The 25,094-nt window shown below is 39.3% G+C and carries 20 protein-coding genes; 13 read left to right on the top strand and 7 right to left on the bottom strand.

Going from position 1 to position 25,094, the window contains the following annotated elements; genetic code table 11:
• Window positions 1-59 precede the first annotated feature (59 nt).
• The 10 genes from hpsL (at window position 60) to rdgB (ending at window position 10,094) form a co-directional block, all read left to right on the top strand.
• A complete protein-coding gene (hpsL, locus tag NMK36_RS28055) occupies window positions 60-1,676 on the top strand; it encodes a hormogonium polysaccharide biosynthesis protein HpsL (RefSeq protein WP_072717496.1) in 1,617 nt (538 codons plus the stop codon).
• A gap of 92 nt (window positions 1,677-1,768) precedes the next feature.
• Window positions 1,769-2,758 carry a hormogonium polysaccharide biosynthesis glycosyltransferase HpsN gene (gene hpsN, locus NMK36_RS28050; RefSeq protein ID WP_072717497.1) on the top strand — a complete coding sequence of 330 codons (990 nt, stop codon included), beginning with the start codon at window positions 1,769-1,771 and terminating at the stop codon, window positions 2,756-2,758.
• 85 nt (window positions 2,759-2,843) lie between these two features.
• Window positions 2,844-4,016 carry a hormogonium polysaccharide biosynthesis glycosyltransferase HpsO gene (gene hpsO / locus NMK36_RS28045; RefSeq protein WP_072717498.1) on the top strand — a complete coding sequence of 391 codons (1,173 nt, stop codon included), beginning with the start codon at window positions 2,844-2,846 and terminating at the stop codon, window positions 4,014-4,016.
• A gap of 205 nt (window positions 4,017-4,221) precedes the next feature.
• Window positions 4,222-4,713 carry a hypothetical protein gene (locus NMK36_RS28040; RefSeq protein ID WP_072717499.1) on the top strand — a complete coding sequence of 164 codons (492 nt, stop codon included), beginning with the start codon at window positions 4,222-4,224 and terminating at the stop codon, window positions 4,711-4,713.
• 23 nt (window positions 4,714-4,736) lie between these two features.
• Window positions 4,737-4,913 carry a hypothetical protein gene (locus tag NMK36_RS28035; RefSeq protein WP_254175130.1) on the top strand — a complete coding sequence of 59 codons (177 nt, stop codon included), beginning with the start codon at window positions 4,737-4,739 and terminating at the stop codon, window positions 4,911-4,913.
• Between the two features lie 199 nt (window positions 4,914-5,112).
• Window positions 5,113-6,093: an acetyl-CoA carboxylase carboxyl transferase subunit alpha gene (gene accA / locus NMK36_RS28030; RefSeq protein ID WP_254175129.1), complete on the top strand. Its 981-nt coding sequence runs from the start codon at window positions 5,113-5,115 to the stop codon at window positions 6,091-6,093.
• Between the two features lie 233 nt (window positions 6,094-6,326).
• Window positions 6,327-7,052 (top strand): SDR family oxidoreductase, encoded by a 726-nt coding sequence (locus NMK36_RS28025; RefSeq protein WP_072717502.1) that lies wholly within the window; start codon window positions 6,327-6,329, stop codon window positions 7,050-7,052.
• Between the two features lie 68 nt (window positions 7,053-7,120).
• Window positions 7,121-7,840, top strand: a complete 720-nt coding sequence (folE, locus tag NMK36_RS28020; RefSeq protein ID WP_072717504.1) for a GTP cyclohydrolase I FolE — start codon at window positions 7,121-7,123, stop codon at window positions 7,838-7,840.
• 142 nt (window positions 7,841-7,982) lie between these two features.
• Window positions 7,983-9,413 (top strand): phosphoglucomutase/phosphomannomutase family protein, encoded by a 1,431-nt coding sequence (locus NMK36_RS28015; protein ID WP_072717505.1) that lies wholly within the window; start codon window positions 7,983-7,985, stop codon window positions 9,411-9,413.
• A 108-nt stretch (window positions 9,414-9,521) separates the two neighbouring features.
• On the top strand, window positions 9,522-10,094 hold the full coding sequence (rdgB, locus tag NMK36_RS28010; protein ID WP_254175128.1) for an RdgB/HAM1 family non-canonical purine NTP pyrophosphatase: 573 nt from the start codon (window positions 9,522-9,524) through the stop codon (window positions 10,092-10,094).
• Between the two features lie 75 nt (window positions 10,095-10,169).
• On the opposite strand, the gene NMK36_RS28005 is transcribed toward rdgB, so the two are convergent.
• Window positions 10,170-10,508 carry a P-II family nitrogen regulator gene (locus NMK36_RS28005; protein ID WP_072717508.1) on the bottom strand — a complete coding sequence of 113 codons (339 nt, stop codon included), beginning with the start codon at window positions 10,506-10,508 and terminating at the stop codon, window positions 10,170-10,172.
• An 816-nt stretch (window positions 10,509-11,324) separates the two neighbouring features.
• On the opposite strand from NMK36_RS28005, the gene ilvB reads away from it, so the two are divergent.
• Window positions 11,325-13,160: a biosynthetic-type acetolactate synthase large subunit gene (gene ilvB, locus NMK36_RS28000; RefSeq protein WP_254175127.1), complete on the top strand. Its 1,836-nt coding sequence runs from the start codon at window positions 11,325-11,327 to the stop codon at window positions 13,158-13,160.
• 365 nt (window positions 13,161-13,525) lie between these two features.
• On the top strand, window positions 13,526-15,439 hold the full coding sequence (locus tag NMK36_RS27995) for a tetratricopeptide repeat protein (protein WP_254175126.1): 1,914 nt from the start codon (window positions 13,526-13,528) through the stop codon (window positions 15,437-15,439).
• A 140-nt stretch (window positions 15,440-15,579) separates the two neighbouring features.
• On the opposite strand, the gene NMK36_RS27990 is transcribed toward NMK36_RS27995, so the two are convergent.
• From NMK36_RS27990 to NMK36_RS27970, 5 genes are all read right to left on the bottom strand, one after another.
• A complete protein-coding gene (locus tag NMK36_RS27990; protein ID WP_254175125.1) occupies window positions 15,580-16,296 on the bottom strand; it encodes a DUF928 domain-containing protein in 717 nt (238 codons plus the stop codon).
• Window positions 16,297-16,365: 69 nt separating this feature from the next.
• Window positions 16,366-18,240, bottom strand: a complete 1,875-nt coding sequence (locus tag NMK36_RS27985; protein WP_072717511.1) for a CHASE2 domain-containing protein — start codon at window positions 18,238-18,240, stop codon at window positions 16,366-16,368.
• 180 nt (window positions 18,241-18,420) lie between these two features.
• Complete coding sequence (locus tag NMK36_RS27980) at window positions 18,421-21,015, bottom strand: CHAT domain-containing protein (protein WP_254175124.1); 2,595 nt, start codon at window positions 21,013-21,015, stop codon at window positions 18,421-18,423.
• Window positions 21,016-21,017: 2 nt separating this feature from the next.
• The gene (locus tag NMK36_RS27975) at window positions 21,018-22,055 is read right to left on the bottom strand and encodes an IS630 family transposase (protein ID WP_072718165.1); all 1,038 of its coding nucleotides are present in this window, start codon (window positions 22,053-22,055) and stop codon (window positions 21,018-21,020) included.
• A 51-nt stretch (window positions 22,056-22,106) separates the two neighbouring features.
• Window positions 22,107-22,301, bottom strand: a complete 195-nt coding sequence (locus NMK36_RS27970) for a hypothetical protein (protein WP_254175123.1) — start codon at window positions 22,299-22,301, stop codon at window positions 22,107-22,109.
• 419 nt (window positions 22,302-22,720) lie between these two features.
• On the opposite strand from NMK36_RS27970, the gene NMK36_RS27965 reads away from it, so the two are divergent.
• The gene (locus NMK36_RS27965; RefSeq protein ID WP_254175122.1) at window positions 22,721-24,316 is read left to right on the top strand and encodes a tetratricopeptide repeat protein; all 1,596 of its coding nucleotides are present in this window, start codon (window positions 22,721-22,723) and stop codon (window positions 24,314-24,316) included.
• Here NMK36_RS27965 and NMK36_RS27960 read toward each other — a convergent pair.
• Window positions 24,291-25,067, bottom strand: a complete 777-nt coding sequence (locus NMK36_RS27960; protein ID WP_072717514.1) for a 16S rRNA (uracil(1498)-N(3))-methyltransferase — start codon at window positions 25,065-25,067, stop codon at window positions 24,291-24,293. The genes NMK36_RS27965 and NMK36_RS27960 overlap by 26 nt on opposite strands.
• Window positions 25,068-25,094: the final 27 nt, after the last annotated feature.

The raw sequence follows: 25,094 nt of genomic DNA, 5'->3' as shown, positions 1-25,094 counted from the left end.
ATAGCATCTATTTTTTTAATCCCTAACAAATAACTTCTGACTCCTAACTCTTAACTCCAATGGTTACAAAAGCCAAAAAAAAGCGAAAGAAGGTTAAAAAAAAAGCTAAAGCCAAAAAACCTACATTAAGTAAACAAGAAATTAAACTTCGCCAAAAGCAACGAGTAAAAGCGATTCAAAAAGTTATTTCTTCATCATCAGGAATTATCACAACGGCTGTTGTTGTGGGAGCGATTTTATTTGTGGTTGCTGGCCCTAAATTAGCGATCGCCGGGGGAGGAGGAATTTTAGTGGTTTCCCTATCCTATCTTTACCCAGATATGGCATTATGGGGATTTTTAATTTACCTCCCCTTTAATGGCACAGTTACCTATTGGATTGGGGGAGGAAGCCCCATTTTTCAACTCGCTAAAGATGGCTTTTATTTTCCAGCCTTATTTGCCAAATATAAGGAATGGAAACGCAAAGGAATGCCCATGATTGTTCCTAAAGCCTTAAAGCAACCTTTGATGGTACTTCTTGCCATCTGTGGTTTAACGTTACTCTTAGTTAATGGATTACAACAACTCAAACCCGAAGGCGGCGACAAACCCATTTTGCTCGGACTTATGGGGTTAAAATCCTTTATTGGATACTTGCCATTAATTACCTGTTCTTACTACCAAATTAAAGGAAAAAAAGAACTCTTATTTTTAACTCGTTTAACCTTGGTTTTAGCCATCATTTGTTGTGTTTTAGGAGTCATTCAATATCAAATGCTGGCTAGTGGTCGTTGTAAAGGAACCGGTGACCTCACCGGAGATGATTTATTTAAAGCTACCATTGATGCTAAATGTTTTGTGGGCGGATCTTTAGTCTTTAGTCCCTCCCAAAATATGATTCGTTTACCGGGAACTTTTGTGGCACCTTGGCAATGGGCTTGGTTTTTAATTGCTAATGCTTTTTTTACCTTTGCGAGTGCTTTTAGTGATCCATCTCCCCTCTGGCGAACAATGGGTTTAGTCGGAATGGCACTGGTATTTGTAAATGCTGTGATTTCCGGTCAACGAATTGCCTTAGCGTTAGTTCCCGTTGTCACCATTATTCTATTAGTTTTAACTGGACAAGTTGCCAACTTAAAACGATTTCTTCCCATTGTCGCCGGACTCGGTTTAGTATTAGGAATTGCAGCAGCAGCCAGCCCCGCATTTTTGCAAGAACGAATTGATAGTTTTGTCAGTCGTTGGAATGCTTCACCCCCCACCGATTTCATCTCAGAACAGTTTGGAAACAGTAGCGGAGGACAAAAAGGGATTTTAGGAAAAGGGTTAGGACGAGCAACCAATGCAGCTCGCATTTTTGGAAAAACTCAGTTGATTGAAACCTACTATCCTAAAATGATTTTTGAAATAGGGCCAATTGGAGTCGCAGGTTTTCTCTATCTCGTTACAACCATGACTATTGTTGGGTTTAAATCCTATCGTTCTGTGAAAGATAAAAATTTACGGAGTTTTGGGGCTTCTTTTTGGGTTTTTGTGTTAGTCATTAGTTACAATACCTATTATTACCCTCTGGATGTTGATCCAGTTACAGTTTATTATTGGTATTTTGCAGGTGTCCTCTTTAAATTACCCGAAATTGATCGGGAAGAACGGAAAAAACTGATCGAAGCAGGTGAACTTGATCCAGATTCTTAAATCATGATCTGAATCATTCAGTGGGTGCATTGAGAGTAATTTTTTATAAAAACTATCCAATCAACGGTTAAACAATTTAAGGAGAAGAACTCATGAATTTACCCTTAATTTCTGTTATTATTCCAACCTACAACCGAGAACAAGTATTACGAGAAACCTTAGCAGAAGTCTTCAAACAAAATTATCCGAATTTTGAAGTTTTAGTGGTGGATCAAACCCCAACCCACGAACCCGAAACCCAAGCTTATTTAGAAGAATTAGCCCAAGCTAAAAAAATCAAATGGTATCGTTTAGATTGGGCGAGTTTACCCGGTGCTAGAAATTACGCTGTCCGGCGTTCTCAAGGCGATATTCTTTTATTCATTGATGATGATGTTCAACTTCCTGAAGGGTTTTTAATGGCTCATGCTCACAATTATATTCCTGGAGAAACTTCTGCACCCGAAAAGATTGGAGCCGTTGCTGGACGAGTTTTTGATCGTATGAAATTAAGTGATTCCGGTGGAGAATTAACCATTGAAAATTTGCCTCCCGAAGCTTATGATCCTGGCATTGCTTGGTATCATATTGATTTAGTTCATACCATTAAACCTCAACAAGTAATTTCTGCTAGAGGATGTAATATGTCCTTCCGCCGAGAAATTTTTGATCAATTTGGGTTAACCTTTGATGAACGATTTAAAGGCAGTGCGGTGCGAGAAGAATCGGATTTTTGTTTAAGATTAAGACAAACAGGTTATGTGATTTGGTATGACCCGGACGCTTATTTAATTCATTTGGGAGAAGAAGCGGGAGGGTGTCATGATATGAGTACCCGTTCTGTTCAATATCAGATTACCTTTTATCATAATCACTTCTTGATGGGTTTAAAAAACTTAACTCCGGGTCAATGTTTCCGCTTTTTTGCTAAATTATTCGATTGTCATGTTTTAGGTCATCCCCCTTGTAATAAAAGTGGTTCTCCTCTCAAAATTATCAGCCGTTTCTTCTTCTATAAATTAGGCTTACTTAAAGCATTAGGAACCTGGATTACATCCCTTTGGGATCAAGGACAAATTTACACACAACAAGACCATCTATAGTCTCACCTGCTGTTGCTCAATCACAGCAACAGTTTGATCAGAATTATTCACCCGACCCAGAAAACCGTTAATTAGGAGGAAATTAATGAAAATTTTAGTTGCAAGTCATACCTATATTGTTGACTTAAACCGAGAAAAATTCAGAGCCTTAGCTCGTTTACAGCCTAATATCGAAGTAACCCTTGTTGTTCCCAAACGTTGGCGACCCGGAGGGGTTCAAAATAAAATTATTGAGTGTCAATATTTGGATGAAGGGAATTTTAAGGTTGTTCCTGTTTCTAATTTCAGCGAAAATAACCAAGGTTTACTCACCTTTGGCTTGGATTTAGTTTCCCTTTTAAAAACCTTTAATCCGGATATTATTCAAGTTGAACAAGGGTCTAAAGCCTTAACCTATACTCAATTAATTACCTTGAATAACCTTCTGGGTTTAAAAGCAAAAAACGTCTTTTTTACTTGGTGGAATTTGCCTTATGAATTAAAATTTCCCGTTTCTGTGTTAGAATCCTATAACCTAAAATATACCGATGGTATTGTTGTTGGAAATCAAGACGGAAAAGATATTTTAAAACAAAAAGGATATACCAGAAAAATTGAAGTCATGCCCCAATTAGGCGTTGATGAAAACCTGTTTAAACCCGAACCCCAACCCCAATTAAAAGCCGAATTAGGAATTAACCCGGATGAATTTGTTGTCGGGTTTGTGGGGCGGTTTGTTGAAGAAAAAGGATTGATGACTTTAGCAAAAGCCTTAGCTGGGTTAAAAGATTATTCTTGGAAATGGATATTATTAGGTCGGGGGGAATTGCGATCACAACTTTTAGAAATGGCTGAGAATTTAGGATTTAAAAACCGATTAGTTTTAATAGAAAGTGTCCCTCATGATCAGGTACAACGCTATATTAATTTAATGGATACCCTGGTTTTACCCTCAGAAACAACCTACAAATTTAAAACCCTAACGGCTGTGGGGTGGAAAGAACAATTTGGTCATGTTTTAATTGAAGCAATGGCTTGTCAAGTTCCCGTAATTGGTTCTGACTCCGGCGAAATTCCCCACGTTATTTCAGATACAGGATTAATCTTTCCTGAAGGCAATGAACACGCTTTACGAGATGTTCTCAGCCAGTTAATCACACAGCCAGAATTCGCAAAACAGTTAGGACAACGAGGCTATCAACGGGTAATGACGCACTACACTAATACAGCACTGGCTCAAGAATTATTGGCTTTTTATCAGCAACTGCTCACTAATTAAGTTATAGCATTTTAGGAAATTACCTCTAAATGATCTTACCTGAGAATCAGATACAGAGAAGTTAGACTTAAGATAGTTGGTATGAAACTACCATTAGCTTAGTCTAAAACTTGGTATTCTTCAAAAAGAATGCTAAAATAAGGCTGTATTCTATATCTCCGTACCTTATGGCCATAATTTTTTGGCAAGGTTGGATAATATTTTAATGTCAAAAGTAAGAATTAATAAGCAGTACAATTTATTATGTTGCATAAAATTTCCTGAATCAAGTTATTATCAAGAAATCAGAATTGTAAATCCTCAAAACTTTAGCAAGGATTTTTTGATCACCTTTGATCGTGTTTTAAATTTAACAGAAATAGATCCTGATTTAGATGAGGAAGAGGAAGATGAGATCTTAAATCCTTCAAATTATGCAATCTCACAATCAGTGGAAAAATTGACCCAACTATATCAAAAATTAAATCAATCTTTTCCTCGTGGTTTCTCCTCTTTGGAAAGTCGAGGAGGAGTTGATTTGATTTGGTCTAATCAAGATTTTGACAAAGAAGTTTGGGTTAAAATTCCTTTTAATAGCCAGCTTGAAGAGTCTGTTTATTATAGAAAAGGCAATGATAGCGAGTTAATTAAGAATCCTTCCTTAGAGAAAGTTTCTGACCTTCTTTTCTGGCTCTCTAATCAGCAACCTATTATTTAGTTAAGCATCTGTGGATAAATTATATGATGATACGATACTGTATCGAGCTATTACAAAAAAAGCCTGATCATGTAAAAATTATTAATGTTCCTAATCCTAAAACCCAGGAAAAAGAAGCAAAAGATATTGCGGCTAAGTTAGCTAAAAGAGCACAGTTGGTTTTAGATTGTTTAGATAATCCTATTATCAATAAAAAGTAGATTCCTATTATATTTAATTATCTCCTTCTTCTCCGTTGATGTTGAGGTTTAACATTACAAATGATTTGGCTTACTCCAAGTTTTGTGAAAAGCTAATAGGCTTTGCTTGGTTGGGTATTTTTGAGGCTTAGGGATCAAACATCCCCGTTTTCAGATAAAATCTTAAAAAAGATTCACCCCTGTAATAGTAAATTTGAGTGTGGCTACTTCCAATCGAAAACCAATTCTCCTTGACTTTGAAAAACCTCTAGTCGAACTAGAAAGCCGTATTGACCAAATTCGTCAATTGGCGAGTGAAAATGGTGTGGATGTGTCCGAAGAAATTCGACAACTCGAAACCCGCGCCAATCAACTACGACAAGAAATTTTCAGTAGTTTATCTCCCCTACAACGGCTACAACTCGCCCGCCATCCCCGACGACCCAGTACCTTAGATTATATTCAGGCGATGACCGATGAATGGATGGAACTCCATGGCGATCGCCGAGGCTATGATGATCCGGCCTTAGTGGGAGGAGTTGCCCGTTTAGGGGGACAACCTGTGATGATTCTAGGCCATCAAAAAGGACGGGATACCAAAGATAATGTCGCCCGTAATTTTGGCATGGCAGCCCCCGGAGGCTATCGCAAAGCTATGCGGTTAATGGAACACGCCAACCGTTTTGGAATGCCGATTCTGACCTTTATTGATACTCCGGGGGCTTGGGCGGGGGTAGACGCCGAAAAACTTGGCCAAGGCGAAGCCATTGCCTATAACCTCCGAGAGATGTTTGATTTAGACGTTCCGATTATTTGTACAGTTATTGGTGAAGGGGGTTCGGGTGGGGCGTTAGGAATTGGAGTTGGGGAAAAATTGCTGATGTTAGAACATTCTGTCTATACCGTCGCTACTCCTGAAGCCTGTGCTGCGATTTTGTGGAAAGATGCGGGTCAAGCGCCCCAAGCCGCCCAAGCCCTGAAAATTACCTCCCAAGATCTCAAACAATTAGGTATTATTGATGAAGTCGTATCTGAACCGGATGGGGGAGCCCATAGCAACCCTTTAAAAGCGGCAGAACTGCTCAAAAATGCGCTCCTAAAATCCTTAGCTGAACTCCTTCCTTTAACACCCCAGCAGCGTCGAGAAATGCGATATCAGAAGTTCAGAAATATTGGAGTTTTTGCCGAAGCCAAAGTTTAAACATAAGATCATACTCAACCAAGTTGCCATTAATCTTCAGAACCTGGCGGGTAAAAAAGGCTGAGGAACCCAATCATGCACCTTGATCTCGATTGCCCAGGAAAATCTAAATTCCAAAAGCTTTTTAGTGATATAATCAAAACGGTAACAAATCTTTACACATTTCTCAGATTGAATTATTTACAGATTTGTGACATCTGTTCGAGTCCCATTGGAGACGACTTAAAGCAGACATGACTTCTCCCATTCAAAAAAGAGCCTTGATCACAGGAGCCAGCAGTGGCATTGGTCGGGCTACAGCCCTCGCCTTTGCGGCATCCGGGATTGACATTGCATTAGTCAGTCGCCAGGAAGATCGCTTAGAAGCGGTAGCCAAAGAAGCCCGAAATTTCGGGGTAGAAGCGAAAGCCTTTCCCCTGGACTTGGCAAAAGTTGAACAAGTCCATGCCCAAATCGATAGTATCGTAGCTGCGTTTGGCCCGATTGATATTCTCGTCAATAATGCAGGCATGGGATACACCGGAGACTTAATCAACACATCCCTTGCAGATTGGCAACGAGTGATCGATTTGAATCTGACCAGTGTTTTCCAGTGTGTGCAAGGGGTTTTACCAGGAATGCGAGATCGGGGGTCTGGAACCATCATTAATATTGTCTCCATTGCTGGTTTGCAAACATTTCCCAACTGGGGCGCGTACTGTGTCAGTAAATTTGGTTTGATGGCCTTATCCAAAACCCTGGCGATGGAAGAACGTGCGAATGGAATTCGGGTGACAGCCCTGTGTCCAGGTTCTGTGAATACTCCTATTTGGGAAACCGAAACCGTTAAAGCCGACTTTGATCGCGCTGCCATGCTGACACCAGAGATTGTAGCCGAGTCAATTCTCTATGTCGCCTTATTGCCGACGGTTGCCGTTATTGAAGAATTAACGCTCATGCCGAGTATCGGCACGTTTTGAATCGTTCTTCCTGTCGATTCTAAAACCATTCACCTTTGTCGTTTCTAAACCTTGATTCAAGATACACCATGACTATCTCACCAAGCACCAATGGGGTCAAAAATTTAGAGATCTCCATTACAGAAGCCAAAAATGAAGACACCAGTGGGTTTCCCATTAGACCCGATCGCACTTTATCTCATGGTCACAGCACCCACTCCCAACCCTGCACGGAAGTGAGTGATGAACAAATGATGGATGCGGTTCGCACTATGCTGTTAGGGGTCGGGGAAGATCCTGAACGCGAAGGGTTACTCAAAACACCAAAACGGGTGGCTGAAGCCATGCGGTTTTTAACCAGTGGTTACAATCAATCCCTCGAAGATCTGGTGAATGGGGCGATTTTTGATGAAGGCCATGAAGAAATGGTGCTGGTGCGGGACATTACGTTCTTCAGTATGTGCGAACACCATATGTTACCGTTCATGGGTCGGGCGCACGTTGCTTATATTCCCAATCAAAAAGTCATTGGGTTAAGCAAACTGGCTCGAATTGTGGAAATGTATAGTCGCCGTTTGCAAGTTCAGGAACGTCTGACTCGCCAAATTGCTGAAGCGATTAAAACTATTCTTGAACCTCAAGGGGTCGCGGTGGTGATGGAGGCAACCCATATGTGTATGGCGATGCGTGGCGTTCAGAAACCGGGGTCTTGGACAGTTACCAGTGCCATGGTGGGTCTATTCCAAGATGAACAAAAAACCCGTGAAGAATTCCTGAATTTAATTCGCCATCAACCTGCATTTTTTTAAGTAATAGGGATTTTAGCTGGGAATTAAGAATTTAAGATTGAGAATTAAGAAAAATTTAACTTATGCTAGAAACAGCTTAAAGAGTATCATTCTTAGTTCTTAATTCTTAATTCTTAGTTCAACGTTAACTGCAAAATTCATGATGACTCAACCCATCAAATTTGGAACCGATGGCTGGCGGGGCGTGATTGCTTCGGACTTCACCTTTGAACGAGTCGCTTTAGTGGCTCCCATTGCAGCCCAGGTTATCTATCAAACCTATGGAGAAAGTACCGGAAGCCGGACTGTAATTGTCGGCTATGATCGGCGTTTTTTAGCTGAAGAATTTGCCCGATGTGCCGCGGTCGCCATCCAAACGGCAGGATTTGATGTCAAACTCAGTGAAACATTCGCTCCTACTCCGGCTTTTTCGTTGATTGCTTATCAACAACAAGCTTTAGGGGCGATTGTTTTAACCGCTAGTCATAACCCAGGTAAATATTTAGGGTTAAAAGTTAAAGGAGCTTTTGGCGGTTCAGTGGGGCCAGAAATTACCCAACAAATTGAAGCGTTATTAACGGAACCTCCAACCTTTGAAACAACACCCGGAACTTTAGAACATTTTAATCCTTGGCCGAGTTATTGTGAAACGTTGCGTTCTAAAGTGGATATTGGAGGAATTCAAGAGGCACTGAATCAAGGAAAAGTAACGGTTTTTGCTGATGTCATGCACGGGGCGGCGACCGGAGGATTAACCCAATTATTGGGGGATAAAGTTCACGAAATTAATACAAATCGTGATCCTTATTTTGGGGGCGGTGCGCCGGAACCTTTACCTCGTTATATTCCTGAATTATTTGAAGAATTGCAGGCTTTTCAAGCTGCTGATGGGGGTTTAGCCATTGGGTTTGTGTTTGATGGGGATAGCGATCGCATTGCGGCGGTGGATCAAAATGGCAATTTCCTGAGTTCTCAAATTTTAATTCCCGTTTTAATTGAACATTTATCAACTCGTCGAGGATTTACCGGAGAAATTGTTAAAACCGTCAGTGGTTCTGATTTAATTCCTCGCATTGCTAAATTATTCAATTTATCGTTGTATGAAACTCCGATTGGTTATAAATATATTGCTGATCGAATGTTAACCACTGAAGTCTTAGTCGGGGGTGAAGAATCTGGCGGGGTAGGCTACGGAACCCATATTCCTGAACGAGATGCGTTGTTATCGGCGCTGTATGTCTTAGAAGCCATGGTACAGTCGGGGGAAGATCCGACGCAAACCTATCAACGTTTACAACAACAAACGGGTTTTGATTCGGCTTATGATCGGATTGATTTACCGTTAGCGAGTATGGACGTGCGATCGCGCCTTGTTGAACAATTGGACACTCAACCGTTACAGGAAATTGCGGGACAAGCTGTTGTTGATTGTTTAGCTGTCGATGGTTACAAATATCGCCTCGCCGATGGTCGGTGGTTATTAATTCGTTTTAGTGGGACAGAACCCGTTTTACGCCTCTATTGTGAAGCACTCACCTTGGATCAGGTTCAGGAAACCCTAAACTGGGCTAAAAACTGGGCGAATCAATTCTAGGAATCAGTTATCAGTTATCAGTTATCAGTTATCAGTTTTTGGATAATTACGAATTACGAATTACGAATTACGAATTATGAATTATTAATAATAAGAGTTAATATAATTATGAAAAAACTAATTGTAGCAACGGGAAATCTGGGTAAGTTGAAGGAAATGCAGGCTTATTTGGAGGGTTTAGAGATTGAATTGCAGCTTAAGCCTCAAGATTTAGAAATAGAAGAAACGGGAACAACGTTTATTGAAAATGCGGGTTTGAAAGCGTCGCAAGTGGCGTTAGCAACGGGAGAATGGGCGATCGCGGATGATTCGGGGTTAGCCGTTGAAGCGTTAAATGGCGCACCCGGACTGTATTCTGCTCGTTATGCACCCACAGAAGCAGAATGTATTGTGCGACTGCTGAAGGAACTGGGGGATACTCCCAACCGCAATGCTCAATTTATCTGTGCTGTAGCTGTTGCGCCTCCCGATGGTTCTATTGCTATCGAGTATGAAGGAATTTGTAACGGAATCATCACAAAAGAACCGCAGGGAAGTGGGGGGTTTGGCTACGATCCGATTTTTTATGTTCCTGAAGTTCAAATGACCTTTGCCCAAATGCCTGCGGAATTAAAACATCAACTTTCCCATCGAGGTCAGGCTTTTCAAGGTGTTTTACCTCAACTGCAAGCTTTATTATAGGGAACAGGGAACAGGGAATAGAAAGAAAAACAGGGATACGGCTTTGTTGTATCCCCCTTTTTATTGCAAAAACAATTAAATAGCTTCTAAGTTCTTTTCTCCAGTACGAATGCGGATAATTTCTTCCACTGGAGAGATAAAGATCTTACCATCACCAATTTCCCCGGTGCGAGCAGCAGCGATGACTTTCTCCAAAACCATATCCACTTGGCTATCTTCTACAACAATTTCGACTTTGAGTTTTTGCAAGAACTCAACAGTATATTCCGAACCTCGATAACGTTCTGTTTGACCCTTCTGACGTCCGAAACCTCTAACTTCAGAAACGGTCATCCCAACAATACCTGCATTGACCAGGGCGATTTTGACCTCATCAAGCTTAAAAGGCCGAATAATTGCTTCTATCTTCTTCAAGATCCTCACTCCTCAAGCTGAATATTTCGTTTAGTCGTCACTAGAAAAATAATCGACAAAAATTGTTGTATTTGCCGATTCCCGTTTTTTCGGGATTTCTCCCACTCCCATTACTGGGGTAAAGTTCGCTTCGCCAATGTTATCTGAGCTTGTTAGGCTAACCACACTGTCTTACCCCTCGTAAGACTGTTTAATGGTCAACGATAGAGCCACAAACTAGCGTCGCATTCGTGGGTATCATGACTCAGGTAACGTAGTCCGTTGCGGACTCAGGCTGGTCAACTATCTAAAGTTAGAGGCAATGTTGGCAGTGCCTGCGCTCCGCCCATAGCCCCATCTCTTTAGAGCGGGGTGCTGACTTAGCATTCTATCTTTTGATATCACCGCCAAGAGACTGTTATTTGTAAAATATGCTACAATTGATCTCCAAATTGGAAGATGGGTTTGCTCCTCCTGACACCTCTATCCGAATTTTATCTAAAGCGGATGAACAACGAGGCAAACAGGGGGAACCCGCCCCAGAACCAGAGAGATTTTACCATACTTTGGACAGTTGGCTTGATAGTTTCAGAATCGATATAAAGATAGAGCAACTTTAAGCCGAAGAAAAATCTATCCGATTCCCTTAAAAACTGCACGCGGCTGATATTGTAAAATCTTGTTAAAAGTGGCAGTTTCTCAAGCGTGAGAGCTTGGTAACTTTTAAAATAAAACAACTATGTATGGGCGGGTTAATCAAGATCATCTTTAGAGTGTGATTCCGGGCTTTGAAAAACCTACCCCCAAGTCAACTAAAACACAGTTTGAGGAATTACTGTGCAACTAAAAACTAAAATAGCTGCAAAACGGGCAACGGGTGCTTACGCTTTGATGGATAGTTTGAAACGCCATGGCGTCAAGCATATTTTCGGTTATCCAGGTGGAGCGATTTTACCCATTTATGATGAACTCTACCGCTTTGAAGCCACTGGAGATTTGCAACATATTCTGGTGCGCCATGAACAGGGAGCCGCCCATGCGGCGGATGGTTATGCACGAGCAACGGGTCGAGTCGGGGTGTGTTTTGGCACGTCTGGGCCAGGAGCGACGAATTTAGTCACCGGAATTGCGACGGCCCAAATGGATTCAATTCCAATGGTGGTGATCACAGGACAGGTTCCCCGTGCTGCCATTGGTACAGATGCGTTCCAAGAAACGGATATCTACGGCATCACCCTTCCAATTGTGAAGCATTCCTATGTGGTGCGTGATCCCAAGGATATGGCTCGAATTGTGGCTGAAGCGTTCCATATTGCCAGTAGCGGACGTCCTGGCCCGGTTTTAATTGATATTCCTAAAGATGTAGGTTTAGAAGAATTTGATTATATTCCCGTTAACCCTGGGGAAGTCACCTTACCCGGATATCGGCCAACGGTCAAAGGCAATACTCGCCAAATTAATCAAGCGATTAAATTAATTCGCCAAGCAGAACGACCGTTGTTATATGTGGGGGGAGGCGCGATTTCTGCTGGAGCCCATTCGGAAATTAAAGAGTTAGCAGAACTGTTTAACCTGCCTGTGACCACAACCCTCATGGGTAAGGGGTCGTTTGATGAAAGTCATCCCCTATCGGTGGGAATGTTGGGAATGCACGGCACCGCCTATGCGAATTTTGCGGTGACGGAATGCGATTTATTAATTGCCGTTGGCGCCCGTTTTGATGACCGGGTAACGGGGAAACTAGATGAATTTGCCTCCCGTGCCAAGGTGATTCATATTGATATTGATCCGGCGGAAGTTGGGAAAAACCGCGCCCCCGATGTTCCCATTGTTGGGGATGTTAGACAGGTGTTAGTGGATTTATTGCGTCGATGTCATGAAACCGGGGGTGGGACTGAAGCCAGCCAGACGGTGGAATGGTTACAACGAATTGACCATTGGCGGGAAGATTATCCTTTAATTGTGCCCAACTACGAGGATGAGCTTTCTCCTCAAGAGGTGATTGATACCTTGGGGAAAATGGCTCCGAATGCCTACTACACAACGGATGTGGGACAGCACCAAATGTGGGCGGCTCAATTCCTGAAAAATGGCCCCCGTCAGTGGATTTCCAGTGCTGGCTTAGGGACGATGGGCTATGGAATGCCCGCAGCCATGGGAGCAAAAACCGCCCTACCCCATGAAGAAGTGATTTGTGTGGCTGGGGATGCCAGTATTCAGATGAATATTCAGGAGTTGGGAACCCTGAGTCAATATGGCATTCATGTGAAAACCGTGATTGTCAATAATGGTTGGCAAGGCATGGTGCGCCAATGGCAAGAAACCTTCTATGGCGAGCGCTATTCTTCTTCTAATATGCAGCCTGGAATGCCTGATTTTGTGATGTTAGCGCAGGCTTACGGGGTGAAGGGAATAAAAGTGACTCGCCGGGAGGAACTCAAAGAGGCTATTGCAGAAATGTTGGCTTATGATGGCCCGGTATTAATGGATGTGCAGGTGAAACGGGATGAAAACTGTTATCCGATGGTAGCACCGGGTAAGAGCAATGCTCAAATGATTGGTTTACCCGAACGGACAAAACTCGAAACCATTGAGTTAGTATATTGCAGCAATTGTGGCGCGAAAAATGTAGGCAGCAATCATTTCTGTCCTGAGTGTGGAACGAAACTTTAATTCACGTTATTAACAGGATAAGCAACCCCGATTTGGGGTTGTTTTTTTGTTGATTTAATATATTGCTTAACCTCCTTAAGTAATAAGGCCCTGAACTCAAGTTCGGGCTAAAAGCTCAAACCCGTTAAAACGGGTTAAGAAAGACAAGCCTTCAGTTATCTTTAGATGACTTTAGCTTTAAGCCTGAAATTTATTTCAAGGCTTTTAGGGTTAAGTTGACGGACTTTGGGCGTGCCTCGCCCCTATGATGACTTGGATTTTAAGTCATTTCTACAACTGATTTAGACTTGTTATAGTGATTGAAATAGACTACTCCTGAACCTTAAGGGAGACTATTTTTCACCTTATTCCCTATTCCCTTAATTATGTCTGAATTTCCTATTTCTGTTGATTTATATGTGGCTTCTAGTGAAGAAATTGTTGAGAATTTAATACCTTTTTTTGCTCGGCTTGATGATGATCGAGTTCAGAAAGCGATCGCTCATTTCTTTGTTAAATTTCAGCAAAAACCGGGGTTGGGTGCAGTTGTTTATCAGAAATTAGCTACTTACTATTACCAACAAAATCAAGTTGATTTAGCCATTAATCTGTATCAGTATTCTATTCAATTAAATCCTAAATTTGAACTTGCTTATTATGAACTTGGAAATATTTTTACTCAACTTCAACAATGGGAAAAGGCTATAACTACTTATAATAAAACTTTAGAATTTCAACCGAATGCAGGTCATATTGATGAAAGAATTGCCGAGGTTTATTACCAACAAGAAATCTGGGAACAAGCTCGATTTTATTATCAAAAAGCGGTTAAATCTCAGCCGAATCTTTGGCTTTCATTTTATAAACTCGGTGAAATTTATTTTCGCCAGCAAGATTGGTTAGAAGCGATCGCCACTTACCAAGTTTCAATTTACCACAAATCAGACTTTCCTTGGTCATATTTCCGTTTAGGGGAATGTTTCGCAGTAGTAGAAAATTGGCAAGCATCAGCCCAAACTTATGAAAAAGCAATTGAATTATTACCAGATTTTTATTGGGGTTATCAAGCCTTGGGTCAAATTTATTTAAAATTAGAAGCTTGGGAAAAAGCGGTTAATCTGTACCAGCGTGCTAGTCAATTAAAATCAGATTATTATTGTTGTTATAAAGATTTAGCTTATGCTTATCTGAGGTTGGGAGAATGGGAAGAAGCGTTAAAAAATTATCAGAAAGCAGTTGAACTGAAAATAGAACTTTCTCCCCAAGATCAACACTGGAAAAATCTTTTAAACCAACTCAAAGATCAGCCTATTGAATTCAGCAATACTATTGATCATCTTAACAGTATTAAAATATTTCTTCCCTTTCCCATTAGTTCACCCTTGTTTAGTCCTGATAGTTATTTTGTGATTGAACAACTCAAAAAACATCATATTGAATTTACCTCTAACCCAGAACAGGCAGATTTAATTATTGCTGAAAATTTGAAGATTTTGGAACTTTTTAGTTATAAATATCCAGATTATAAACGATATCTTTTATATACGGAAGAACCTCGCTTTGATATCAATTTTTCTCAACAAATCTCTTTAAATAACATTAATATCCAGATTATGAATATCTATACTCAGGATGTTTTTATCAATAACTATACTTGTTGTATTTGGCATAAAAGAGTAGACGCTGTTAATCAATCTTTATCCTTATTAAAGGACAGTGATTTTAATCGTAAAAAACAGAAAAAAGTAGTAACATTAACCACGAAAAAGCATAATTCCAGCTTATTCAGAGAGGGAAGGAATATTGATTTGAATGGGTTACGCTGTGAAATTGCCTTAACAGGATATTATTTAGGAAAAGTTGATATCTATGGTCAAGGTTGGGAGGAAGGTGTGTCTTTAGAAGATTCTAGGGAGGGAGATTGGACAATTAGAAAATTTGAAATTTTACAAGATTATCATTTTAATCTTTGTTTTGAGAATACCATTGCTCCTTATTATTGTACAGAAAAAATTTGGGATGGGATTATTGCAGGGTGTTTACCGATTTATTATGGAGGAGAAGATTCAACAATTTATGAAGATTTTCCATCGAATAGCTTTATTGATTATTGTCAGTTTAACAGTTCCATAGAACTCTTCAACTATATTGATCAGATGGAATGGTCAGAATATCAGCAACGGATGAATTTATGTATTGATACGTTTAATAAAATGGCTAAAATTATGAAAGACAATCAATATTTTATCCCAAACCGCACAGATTGTTTAATTAAAAGAATTATCACGATGTTTGCTTGAAAAATTCTTAAAATTTATAAACAATCACGGTAAGGATTGATAGATCATCATTCTATGCTAGAAACCTATATTAATCTAGGTTAGCAACATGATCAACAGAAGAAGTAGAAACTTCGAGAACGAGGAATTTAACCGAGTTTTTAAGGTTGAATTAGAGGTGCTTTTGCCACAGCATCAAGTTTAACACTTTGGAGAAGTTCTTGCCAATTCGATTCTAATTGGGGATTATTCGGTTCAGCTTGACGCAGGGTGGCTAAAGTTGCGATCGCATCATACCAAATTCCGGCTTTAGCATAGACTAACCATTGTTCAGTAGGATTTTTTTGTAAGGCTTGAGTTAATTCAGGATTCGGTTGAATTCGCTTAATCCATCCTTGAACAGAAGGATCAATTGAATCAGTACAGTCTAAAGAAACAGTCCAACGATAGACAACTTCATCTTTTAGTTCCGGTTGATTTTTAGGCATTTCTATTGCTAGAATTCCGGGTTGTTTTTGCAGATTAATTTCTGTTTTATAAATAGGTTTATTCGATTGATCCTCAACAATAATAAATTTGACAATCTTTGCCTCGGTTTTTGGGATATAAATTAAAACTGTTGGATGGGGTAATGTGGTTAGTTCCAACGGTTGTTCTGTCCGTTGTTCTATAGCGGGAATTAGAGCGGTTAAGGATTGAGAAGTCGTATCGCCTAAGCACGTTCCCCGTGTCCCTCCTGGCTTCGTGTCTCCTGTTCCTCCTGTACCAGGGGGTACAGGGTCGTCTTGAGCTTGTAAGGGTAAGGGAATCAGCAATAGGTTTAAAGCCAAGGTAGAACCAATAAAAATTAGCTTTAAAAATAATGAGGGTTTTAGCATTCCAATTTTGCCCCCTGGATTTTAATTTTATCTAAATATATCATAAGTTGATGAGATTGATCCCATCTTTTAAAATTTTCCTAAAACTTGATAGACTGTAATCGGGATTTCTTTCCCTTTTAACGTTAGTTCTCCCCAGGATTCTACTACAAATCTGCCCTTTAAATAATTTAAGGTTTCTTGAGCGATTAAAATTCGACAGATGCCACCTTCTCGGTGTTTTTCGCAGCTTTCTAAACGGGATGCAATATTAACGCTATCTCCAATTAACCCATATTCTAAACGATTCTTTCCGCCTAAACTTCCGACGGTTACGGTTCCAGTATAAATTCCTACTCGCATTCCGACAGACGGTAATCCTTGTTGTTGCCATTGTTCGTTGAGTTGCTGTAAATGTTGACCCATTTCTAAAGCTGCATTAACGGCATTTTCAGCATCTTTTGCGATCGCTTCAAATGTAGTTCTAGCAACTGGAACCCCAAAGGCTGCCATTAACCCATCTCCGGTGAATTTACTCACAATACCTTGATGTTTTAAAACAATATCGGTCATGGCACTCAGGTATTCATTTAACCAAATCATTAAGGATTCTGAGGATTGCTTTTCGGCGATGGTGCTAAAGTTTTTTAAATCAGTAAATAGGATCGTTGCGGTTAGAGTTTTTGGGGGTAAAAGACCAGAGTTAATTAAATGCGATCGCTCTGTCCAAAGTGTTTCTGCAATATCTGAAGAGGTTTGTTGTCCTAACAATTTCATCACCATATATTGTTGCTGTTGAGATTCCCGAACTTGAGCAATCACCGTCCCAGTAAAGGTTAGAATAAATCCTAACATGGGTGCAGCCACCGGAACCCAAAACATCCGCAAAAAAAGTCCGTAACTGATGAGTCCTAATCCACTTAAACACAGTAAGCTGCCTCCAATTAAAAGACTGGTTTTTTTCCATTTAAACCCCAAATATCCTCCTAAGATTGCCCAAGTGAATATCCAGAGAATTTCGACAAGTTCAGACCAAAATCTAAACAAAGGTTTTTCATCTAAAACAGCACTGAGAATTTGACTAATGGCATGACCATGAATCACAACTCCGGGCATTTCTCGCAGTCGAATTTGACTGCTACTATAGGGAGTGGGGAAAACATCTTTAATGCTGGGCGCAGATGTCCCAATTAAAACAATTTTATCTTTAACCAAATTGGGATTAATTTTATTTTGTAAAATATCGGTTAATGTAACCGTATGAGCCAGATTTTTAGGGGTTCGATAATTCAATAAAAGTTTATATCCGCCTGCATCAATATTTTGATATCCGCCAGAGTTTGATTCTAGCTTTTTAAAGATGACGTTGCCTAATTGATATTCCTTATTAACCGTTAATTTTGGTTTAATGCCTAGGGGTTTAAGATAAGCTAAAGCTAACTGAACAGAAAAAGACTTTAACCCCGAAGTAAACATTAATTGACGACGCACAACCCCATCGGGGTCAACAGGAATATTAACAAACCCGATGCGTTTTGAGGGAAGCTTTGGGGGAGGCGGAATTGTCCTAATGTCCTCATCCCCAATTAAATTAATGCCAATAATATTTGGTTTTTGCAATTGTTGAACTAACGCTTTATGACCGGGATGAATAGCAATATCTCGAAATAAATCGATTCCAATCACACGGGGATTATAACGTTGCAAATTAGCTAAAACTTGGGCTAAAATTTCATCAGGTACAGGCCATTGTTCGATGGATTGTAAATCGTCTTCTGTAATTTCTACAATCAAGAGGCGAGGGTCAGGGTCAGCTTGAGGACGCACTCGCACCATGCTATCAAAGGCGGCTAATTCCAACGGTTGTAACCCCCCCAATTGTCGAATTACCAGTAAACCGATTATTGTCAAACTGGGGATTATTACCGTTCGCAGTTTAACAGGTAGCTTAAATTTTAGATTCATTTATGACCTAACCCCCCAGCCCCCTTTCCTGCAAGGGAAGGAGGAGTTATTATACTAAATACAACTTCTGATTTAAGCGTAACAAAAATTCTCCCCTCTCCTTGCAGGAGATGGGTCGGGGGAGAGGTCATAAAAATCTGCCTGGGAAAATGAAACAGTCCATTGCTTATTCCCAACTTCTTATTGTCCCTCACCAATTAAAGTAAACGCCGCCCAATAATAAGGATCAGGATATTGATTTTTAATCGTTAACATCGCTTGTCGTAACGCTTGGGCTTTGTTGGGTGTCGTCTGTAAGTTCTGATAAAATTGTACCATCAATTGAGAGGTTTTTCGATCATCTATAGCCCATAACGACATCACTAAACTCGGAACTCCTGCATTCAAAAACGAACGAGATAACCCAATCATCCCATCCCCGGTTAACCGTCCAAGTCCAGTGTCACAGGCACTTAAAACCACTAATTCTGCATTTAATTTTAAGTCAAAAATTTCATCCGCCGTTAATAATCCATCCTCCGAACCCCCAGGAGTTAATGCTACGCTACTATTTAAAGGTTGAATATTATCAACAATTCCGTGAGTAGCAAAATGAATAATTCGAGCAGTTTTCAAGCGTTCAACTACCGTTGATTCTGTTGCATTGGCTCCAATTAAAGCCGAAGTCTTGAACATTTTAGCAATCTCAATCGCTTCTTTTTCAGCATAGCGAAGGGAAGCTAACGGTTGAGGTTCTTCCCCTGGACTCGGTGCAAGTTTCGGCATTTGTGGATTACCCACAATCACAATATCTTGGGCAGAAGAAGACAAATTTTGCCGTTGTTTGTGAGTCGTTTCTAACACAGTAATGGCAGGAGACATTACAATTGTATGTTTTTCAATTAAGAATTTTCCTTCCTCATCTACCAAAGCCGCAAAAGGTAGATAAAATAAAGCATCTGTGGGAACAAAAATCACTGGTTCATCTGGGTTAGTCGGTAATAAATCTTCAATGGGTTTAATTAACAGTTGATGGAGTTCTTTTAACTCTCGATATTGATGCGGATTAATATCGATATTTTGTGCTTTTACTCGATCATCAGCTTGAAAATTAAATAGAGGAGTGCTTCTCAAATTAGAACGAGTTACAACATTAGAACTAGCTGAAGCGGTAATAAAATCACTTCTACAGGCATCATCACCAAAGCAACGCGCTGCGAAAATGAGACGACCTAGAGAGGTGTTTTGTTCTTGCCAAAGAAGTTTAAGATCGGCTTGTCTAAACTCAACTTCTCCAGTGGGCTTAATTACCCAAATATATAATTCTGATTCTAGGTTTTGTTGTTTACCGTCTTGTGAAAATTGATCACCAATCCTAGAATATTGAACAATTGTTGCATTTTGTTGTCGAGCAATGGCTTGGAGTTGGGCTAAAGAAACAACCGGAGAAAAGGGTTCGGAATTGGGGTTGAATCGTTGAGTTAATAACTCGACTAACGCTCTCCCCCGACCTCGTTCAGAAACTTCTAAAGCTGGCTCAGTTTTATTTTGAGCAATTAAAACTTTTTGAAGCAGATTATAGGAACTGCGTTGAGTGTCGGAAAGAGATACTTTATCGAGGTCGTCTTGAATTCCTTGTCGCAGAGATTCCTTAACTTCGAGACTAGAAAACAGATATTTTTCAGCTTCAGGAAAATTCTTCAATTCAAACAAAGCAGCACCCAAACCTATGAGAGCATTTCCTTCTCCATTGCGATCGCCGATTTCACGGGTAATAGTTAAAGACTGTTGATAAAACTCTATTGCTTTTTGATATTGTCCTAAGCTATTGTAAGCAGAACCCAAATTATTGAGAGCAAGTCCTTCTCCATTGCGATCGCCGATTTCACGGGTAATAGTTAAAGACTGTTGATAAAACTCTATTGCTTTTTGATATTGTCCTAAGCTATTGTAAGCAGAACCCAAATTATTGAGAGCACGTCCTTCTCCATTGCGATCGCCGATTTCACGTAAAATAGTTAAAGACTGTTGATAAAACTCAATTGCTTTTTGATATTGTCCTAAGCTATTGTAAGCATTACCCAAACCTATGAGAGCACCTCCTTCTCCATTGCGATCGCCGATTTCACTTTTAATAGTTAAAGACTGTTGAAAAAACTCAATTGCTTTTTGATATTGTCCTAAGCTATTGTAAGCATTACCCAAACCTATGAGAGCACCTCCTTCTCCATTGCGATCGCCGATTTCACGTAAAATAGTTAAAGACTGTTGATAAAACTCAATTGCTTTTTGATATTGTCCTAAGCTATTGTAAGCATTACCCAAACCTATGAGAGCACCTCCTTCTCCATTGCGATCGCCGATTTCACTTTTAATAGTTAAAGACTGTTGAAAAAACTCAATTGCTTTTTGATATTGTCCTAAGCTATAGTAAGCAATACCCAAACCTATGAGAGCACCTCCTTCTCCATTGCGATCGCCGATTTCACGTTTAATAGTTAAAGACTGTTGAAAAAACTCAATTTCTTTTTGATATTGTCCTAAGCTACCGTAAGCAATACCCAAATTATTGAGAGCACCTCCTTCTCCATTGCGATCGCCGATTTCACGTTTAATAGTTAAAGACTGTTGAAAAAACTCAATTGCTTTTTGATATTGTCCTAAGCTATAGTAAGCATTACCCAAATTATTGAGAGCAAGTCCTTCTCCATTGCGATCGCCGATTTCACGATAAATGTTTAATGCAGTTTCCCAAGACTGAATTGCGGCTTGGTATTGGCTAGTTGTATATAGCAATCCTAAATAGGTTGTGGCAAAATCCCGTACATAAAAAGCTTGGGAAAATCAAAAATTTGCCCCTGAGCAAAAAACTCAAATAGCCACTTAACTACTTTAAAAGATGGGCATAAATGATAGAATTTTCTCACGAAATTTTTGGTTTGTAACCAAATATCTTCAACCGGATTTTGCTCCGGCGCATTAGGAGCAAAATTTACACAAGTAATCCGCCATTCTTCTTCCGATAAATTTTGATTAACTTGAGTTAAGTAATCTCGAAAGTTTTGAGAACAATGATAAGTGGCATTGTCCCAGACTATAGCCAACCTTTTCCCCGGATTTTGCTGTTGTAAATACTGGAGAAAGTCTACGGTATTTTCTGTATTGCCCGCCGCATAACCTTTGATAATAAATTCTTTCGTTTGGTAATCTAAAGCTCCATAATAAGTTTGCCTTTCTTTTTGATTTTTGATGGGAATTTCTATTCTTCGATCCGTCCTTCCCCAAACATACCCTAAAATATCTCCCCAAAGAAGATGACATTCATCAATCATAAACACTGTCAGCTTTCCCGCCCCTATTTCCTCTTTCCAACTCGCTAACTTTTTTTCAATTTCTTCCTTTTTCTCTTGGACTAACTGCTCATTTTTAGCCGGATTCTTTTTTTGGCTTTTTTTCCAACTGATGCGAGCCTCTTCCAGCAAGCTATAATAACTTTGATGGGATTGAAACACGACTCCATACTCCCTTTCTAACAAAACTTGTAAATCAGACAATCTTAACCAATCTCTTTCCCTTAATTCTTCAATAATTTTCTGTTTGTCTTCAGGGCTTAGATAACCTTTCCTTCCTTTATATTGAAGTTTTAAACTGTCTACTCCTTCCACAAGCACCCGATTTTTCCATTGGCTAATAAATCCTTGAGAAACTTGTAATAAGTCTTGAATTTCCCGGTAGGCTTTACCTTGTAATTTGAGTTTGACAGCGATCGCTCTTTTAATTTCTCTAGGATCTTTTGTCTGATTGATAAAATCGTCTATTTCGTCGATTATATTCATTTTCCGTTGCCAGCTTTGGGGGATTATTGCTAACCTTACATTTATTATAACTCATTTGGAAGTGCTATATTGTTGTATTCCCTGCTCTAATAATCGGTCTGCTTCGGCTTCTCGTTCTGTAACCGTTTGGGCGAATACTCTATTACCCCTCTCAAATTTTTTCCCCAATAGGAGTGGAGAGGGAATTGTTAAGGTTAAACTGGTTAATAAAGTGAGTAAAGCGATTAATCCTAGACGTGAGTTCATGGTACTGGGGTAGATACTTCGGGTATTAGTATCAATTTAACCTCGTTTTTGAGAATCGGCAAGATTTTTTGACAATTGTGATTCAGATTTTAGTCATTTGTCGGGGAAGGTGGGTTGATAACGGTATTTTATGCTAAAAATAGCAAAGAAAATAATTGAATAATTTTCAACATTTTTTGCTGATATAGAAAGAATCCTAAATGGATTATACAATCCTAATTATCAGGATTATTAATCCTAAAAAATAGACAGAAATCCCTGTTTAGGGTCGAGGCGTTCCCAAAGGGTGTCAACTTAAGTTAACGAATTTTGGACACGCCTCATCCCGCCGATAAATTTGATTTTAACTCATTTCTACAACTGATTTAAACTTGCTATAATTTGATAAAATTATAAAAAATAGTGGTAAAGATTTATTTATGGATAATCATTCGATGCTGGAAACCTATATTAATCTAGGTCAACAACATTATCAACAGAAGAATTGGCAACAAGCTCTGATCAATTATCAAAAAGTGATTAAAATTCAACCGAACACCCCTTTGATTCATTATCAAATTGGAGAGATTTATTGGAATTTGCAAGACTGGGAAAATGCGATCGCAGCTTTTCAACAGGAAATAACCCTTAATCCTAATTTTCCTCAGTCATATTTTTTTATGGCAAATAGTTTGATGCAATTAAGATTATGGAAACCTGCGATTGAAGCTTATTTAAAAGCTTTACAATTACAACCGGATTTTGTCTGGAGTTACTATGGTTTAGGTTATGCTTATTTCCAAGATCATCAATGGGAAAATGCGATCGCAAATTATTTAAAAACAATTGAATTAAACCCAGATTTAATTGATAGTTATCAAAACTTAGGTTATTCTTGCATTAAATTGGGTCACTGGAACCAAGCTTTAGAATATTATAACCAATTATTAACCTTTGAAGGAGCAGTTCTTTTTCCTCCCCATAACCATTTGCGAGAAATGTTAATCCAAGGGAAAACAGTTCAACTCTCAGATAACCCTAAACGTCCAGACTCAAAAATTATTAAAATTTTCCAAGCTGACCCCGGTTTATATAGTATGATTAATCAGCAATCTTCTGGTTATCAAAAACAAGTCTTTTCTGGTCTTAAAGATCAAGGAATTGAGGTGACACAAGATCTCCGAGAAGCAGATATTATTATTTCTCAATACTTTGTCGTTTTAGAAAGTTTTGCACGTCAATATGGTCAGATCAAAAAATACCTTTTATATACCGAAGAACCTCGGTTTGATCTAAATTTTGAGAATAAAATTAATGTAGAGGGTGTAGATATCCATATTATGAATATTTACACGGGAGACGTATTTTTAAATAATTATAGTTTATGTATTTGGCGGAGTAATGTGTTTAGCCAACCCTTAAACCCAATAATTGAGGATGATTTTTGGCGACCGCAAGACAAAATAATTGTGGCGTTGATGTCAAAACATCCGGTTGCTGGCTTTACGACTTTAGTTCGGGATGGAAATAGTATTGATTTGTATGAAATCCGAAATCACATTGCTTTAGAAGGTCATCGCTTAGGGAAAGTTGATATTTATGGAAAAGGTTGGGAAGCGGGAGTAACCATCGAAGACTCTAGGGATGGAGACTGGACAAATCGCAAGTTTGAAATTCTCCAAGATTATCATTTTAATCTGTGTTTTGAAAATACCATAGCTCCCCATTATTGTACTGAAAAAATTTGGGATGCGATTATTGGCGGCTGTTTACCGATTTATTACGGTGGACAGAATTCAACAATTTATGAGGATTTTCCCCAAAATAGTTTTTTAGACTATTGTGAGTTTAATCATCCTCAAGAGTTATTCCAATATATTGAAAAAATGACATTTTCGGAATATCGAGAACGGTTGAATTTGTGTATTGAGACGTTTAATCAAGTCGGGGAAACCTTAAAAAACAATAATTTTTATATTCCGAAACGGACGGATAATTTAGCAAGAAAAATTAGAAGTATTGTTTGTGTTCTATAATACCCATCATCTGAGATACTGCTACAATCGGTGCTGTAACGGCTCTTAAGATGCGTTTTCCTAACGAGACGGGTTGAAATCCCATACTAATCGCTGCTTGAATTTCTTCTTCCGTCCACCCCCCTTCTGGCCCTGTTGCAATCATGATTTTATCGGGTATTTTATCAGCTATAATTGACATTAATTCTAACATAAAAGGTTGATAATTTCCTCGACTTTCAAAAATATATTGAACAGAAGATTGAGTGTTACTTTTAAAGGTTGATAGGGTTAATAATCCTTGTGGAAACGAAACCGGATCATAAATTTTGGGAATAATCTGACGTTCCGATTGTTCTGCGGCTTCTGTAGCAATTCTGCGCCACCGTTCTACCTTTTGAGGACTGGGTTTTAAGAGAGTTCTTTTACTAATAACAGGGATAAATTGTGTTACACCTAATTCCGTACAACAGCGCACAATTTCCTCAAATCCATCTCCTTTGGGTAAGGCTATGATTAATATAATTTCAACGGGTAATTCAGTTTGTATTGAGACCGTTTCGATTAATTTAGCTTGGGGAGAAACAGAAGGTAAATTAACGATTAATTCTACTATCCACCATTGACCCTGACCTTCAATAATAATAATAAAGCGATCGCCCTGTTTCAACCGTAACACTCGACCTAAATAATGCTGTTGTTCAGCCGTTAAAATCAGGTGTTCGTCTTGAATTTGTTCAGGAGCGATCGCAATGCGTTGAAGTTGAACCATTGGTAATAAAGGATTAAAGACTCGGTT

Origin of the sequence: Planktothrix pseudagardhii, from assembly GCF_904830925.1 — a bacterium.
Taxonomy (GTDB): domain Bacteria; phylum Cyanobacteriota; class Cyanobacteriia; order Cyanobacteriales; family Microcoleaceae; genus Planktothrix; species Planktothrix tepida.
Note: the sequence above shows the minus strand (reverse complement) of the source record. Positions and strands in the feature narration are given on the sequence as shown.

Coding starts and splice junctions, on each gene's coding strand:
- NMK36_RS27995 (WP_254175126.1), top strand. CDS start 13,526: ATGTCTGAATTTCCTATTTCTGTTGATTTATATGTGGCTTCTAGTGAA.
- folE (WP_072717504.1), top strand. CDS start 7,121: ATGACTATCTCACCAAGCACCAATGGGGTCAAAAATTTAGAGATCTCC.
- NMK36_RS28035 (WP_254175130.1), top strand. CDS start 4,737: ATGATGATACGATACTGTATCGAGCTATTACAAAAAAAGCCTGATCAT.
- hpsL (WP_072717496.1), top strand. CDS start 60: ATGGTTACAAAAGCCAAAAAAAAGCGAAAGAAGGTTAAAAAAAAAGCT.
- hpsO (WP_072717498.1), top strand. CDS start 2,844: ATGAAAATTTTAGTTGCAAGTCATACCTATATTGTTGACTTAAACCGA.
- NMK36_RS27960 (WP_072717514.1), bottom strand. CDS start 25,067: ATGGTTCAACTTCAACGCATTGCGATCGCTCCTGAACAAATTCAAGAC.
- NMK36_RS27975 (WP_072718165.1), bottom strand. CDS start 22,055: ATGAATATAATCGACGAAATAGACGATTTTATCAATCAGACAAAAGAT.
- NMK36_RS27970 (WP_254175123.1), bottom strand. CDS start 22,301: ATGAACTCACGTCTAGGATTAATCGCTTTACTCACTTTATTAACCAGT.
- NMK36_RS28015 (WP_072717505.1), top strand. CDS start 7,983: ATGACTCAACCCATCAAATTTGGAACCGATGGCTGGCGGGGCGTGATT.
- NMK36_RS27990 (WP_254175125.1), bottom strand. CDS start 16,296: ATGCTAAAACCCTCATTATTTTTAAAGCTAATTTTTATTGGTTCTACC.
- NMK36_RS27985 (WP_072717511.1), bottom strand. CDS start 18,240: ATGAATCTAAAATTTAAGCTACCTGTTAAACTGCGAACGGTAATAATC.
- NMK36_RS28040 (WP_072717499.1), top strand. CDS start 4,222: ATGTCAAAAGTAAGAATTAATAAGCAGTACAATTTATTATGTTGCATA.
- NMK36_RS27965 (WP_254175122.1), top strand. CDS start 22,721: ATGGATAATCATTCGATGCTGGAAACCTATATTAATCTAGGTCAACAA.
- rdgB (WP_254175128.1), top strand. CDS start 9,522: ATGAAAAAACTAATTGTAGCAACGGGAAATCTGGGTAAGTTGAAGGAA.
- hpsN (WP_072717497.1), top strand. CDS start 1,769: ATGAATTTACCCTTAATTTCTGTTATTATTCCAACCTACAACCGAGAA.
- NMK36_RS28025 (WP_072717502.1), top strand. CDS start 6,327: ATGACTTCTCCCATTCAAAAAAGAGCCTTGATCACAGGAGCCAGCAGT.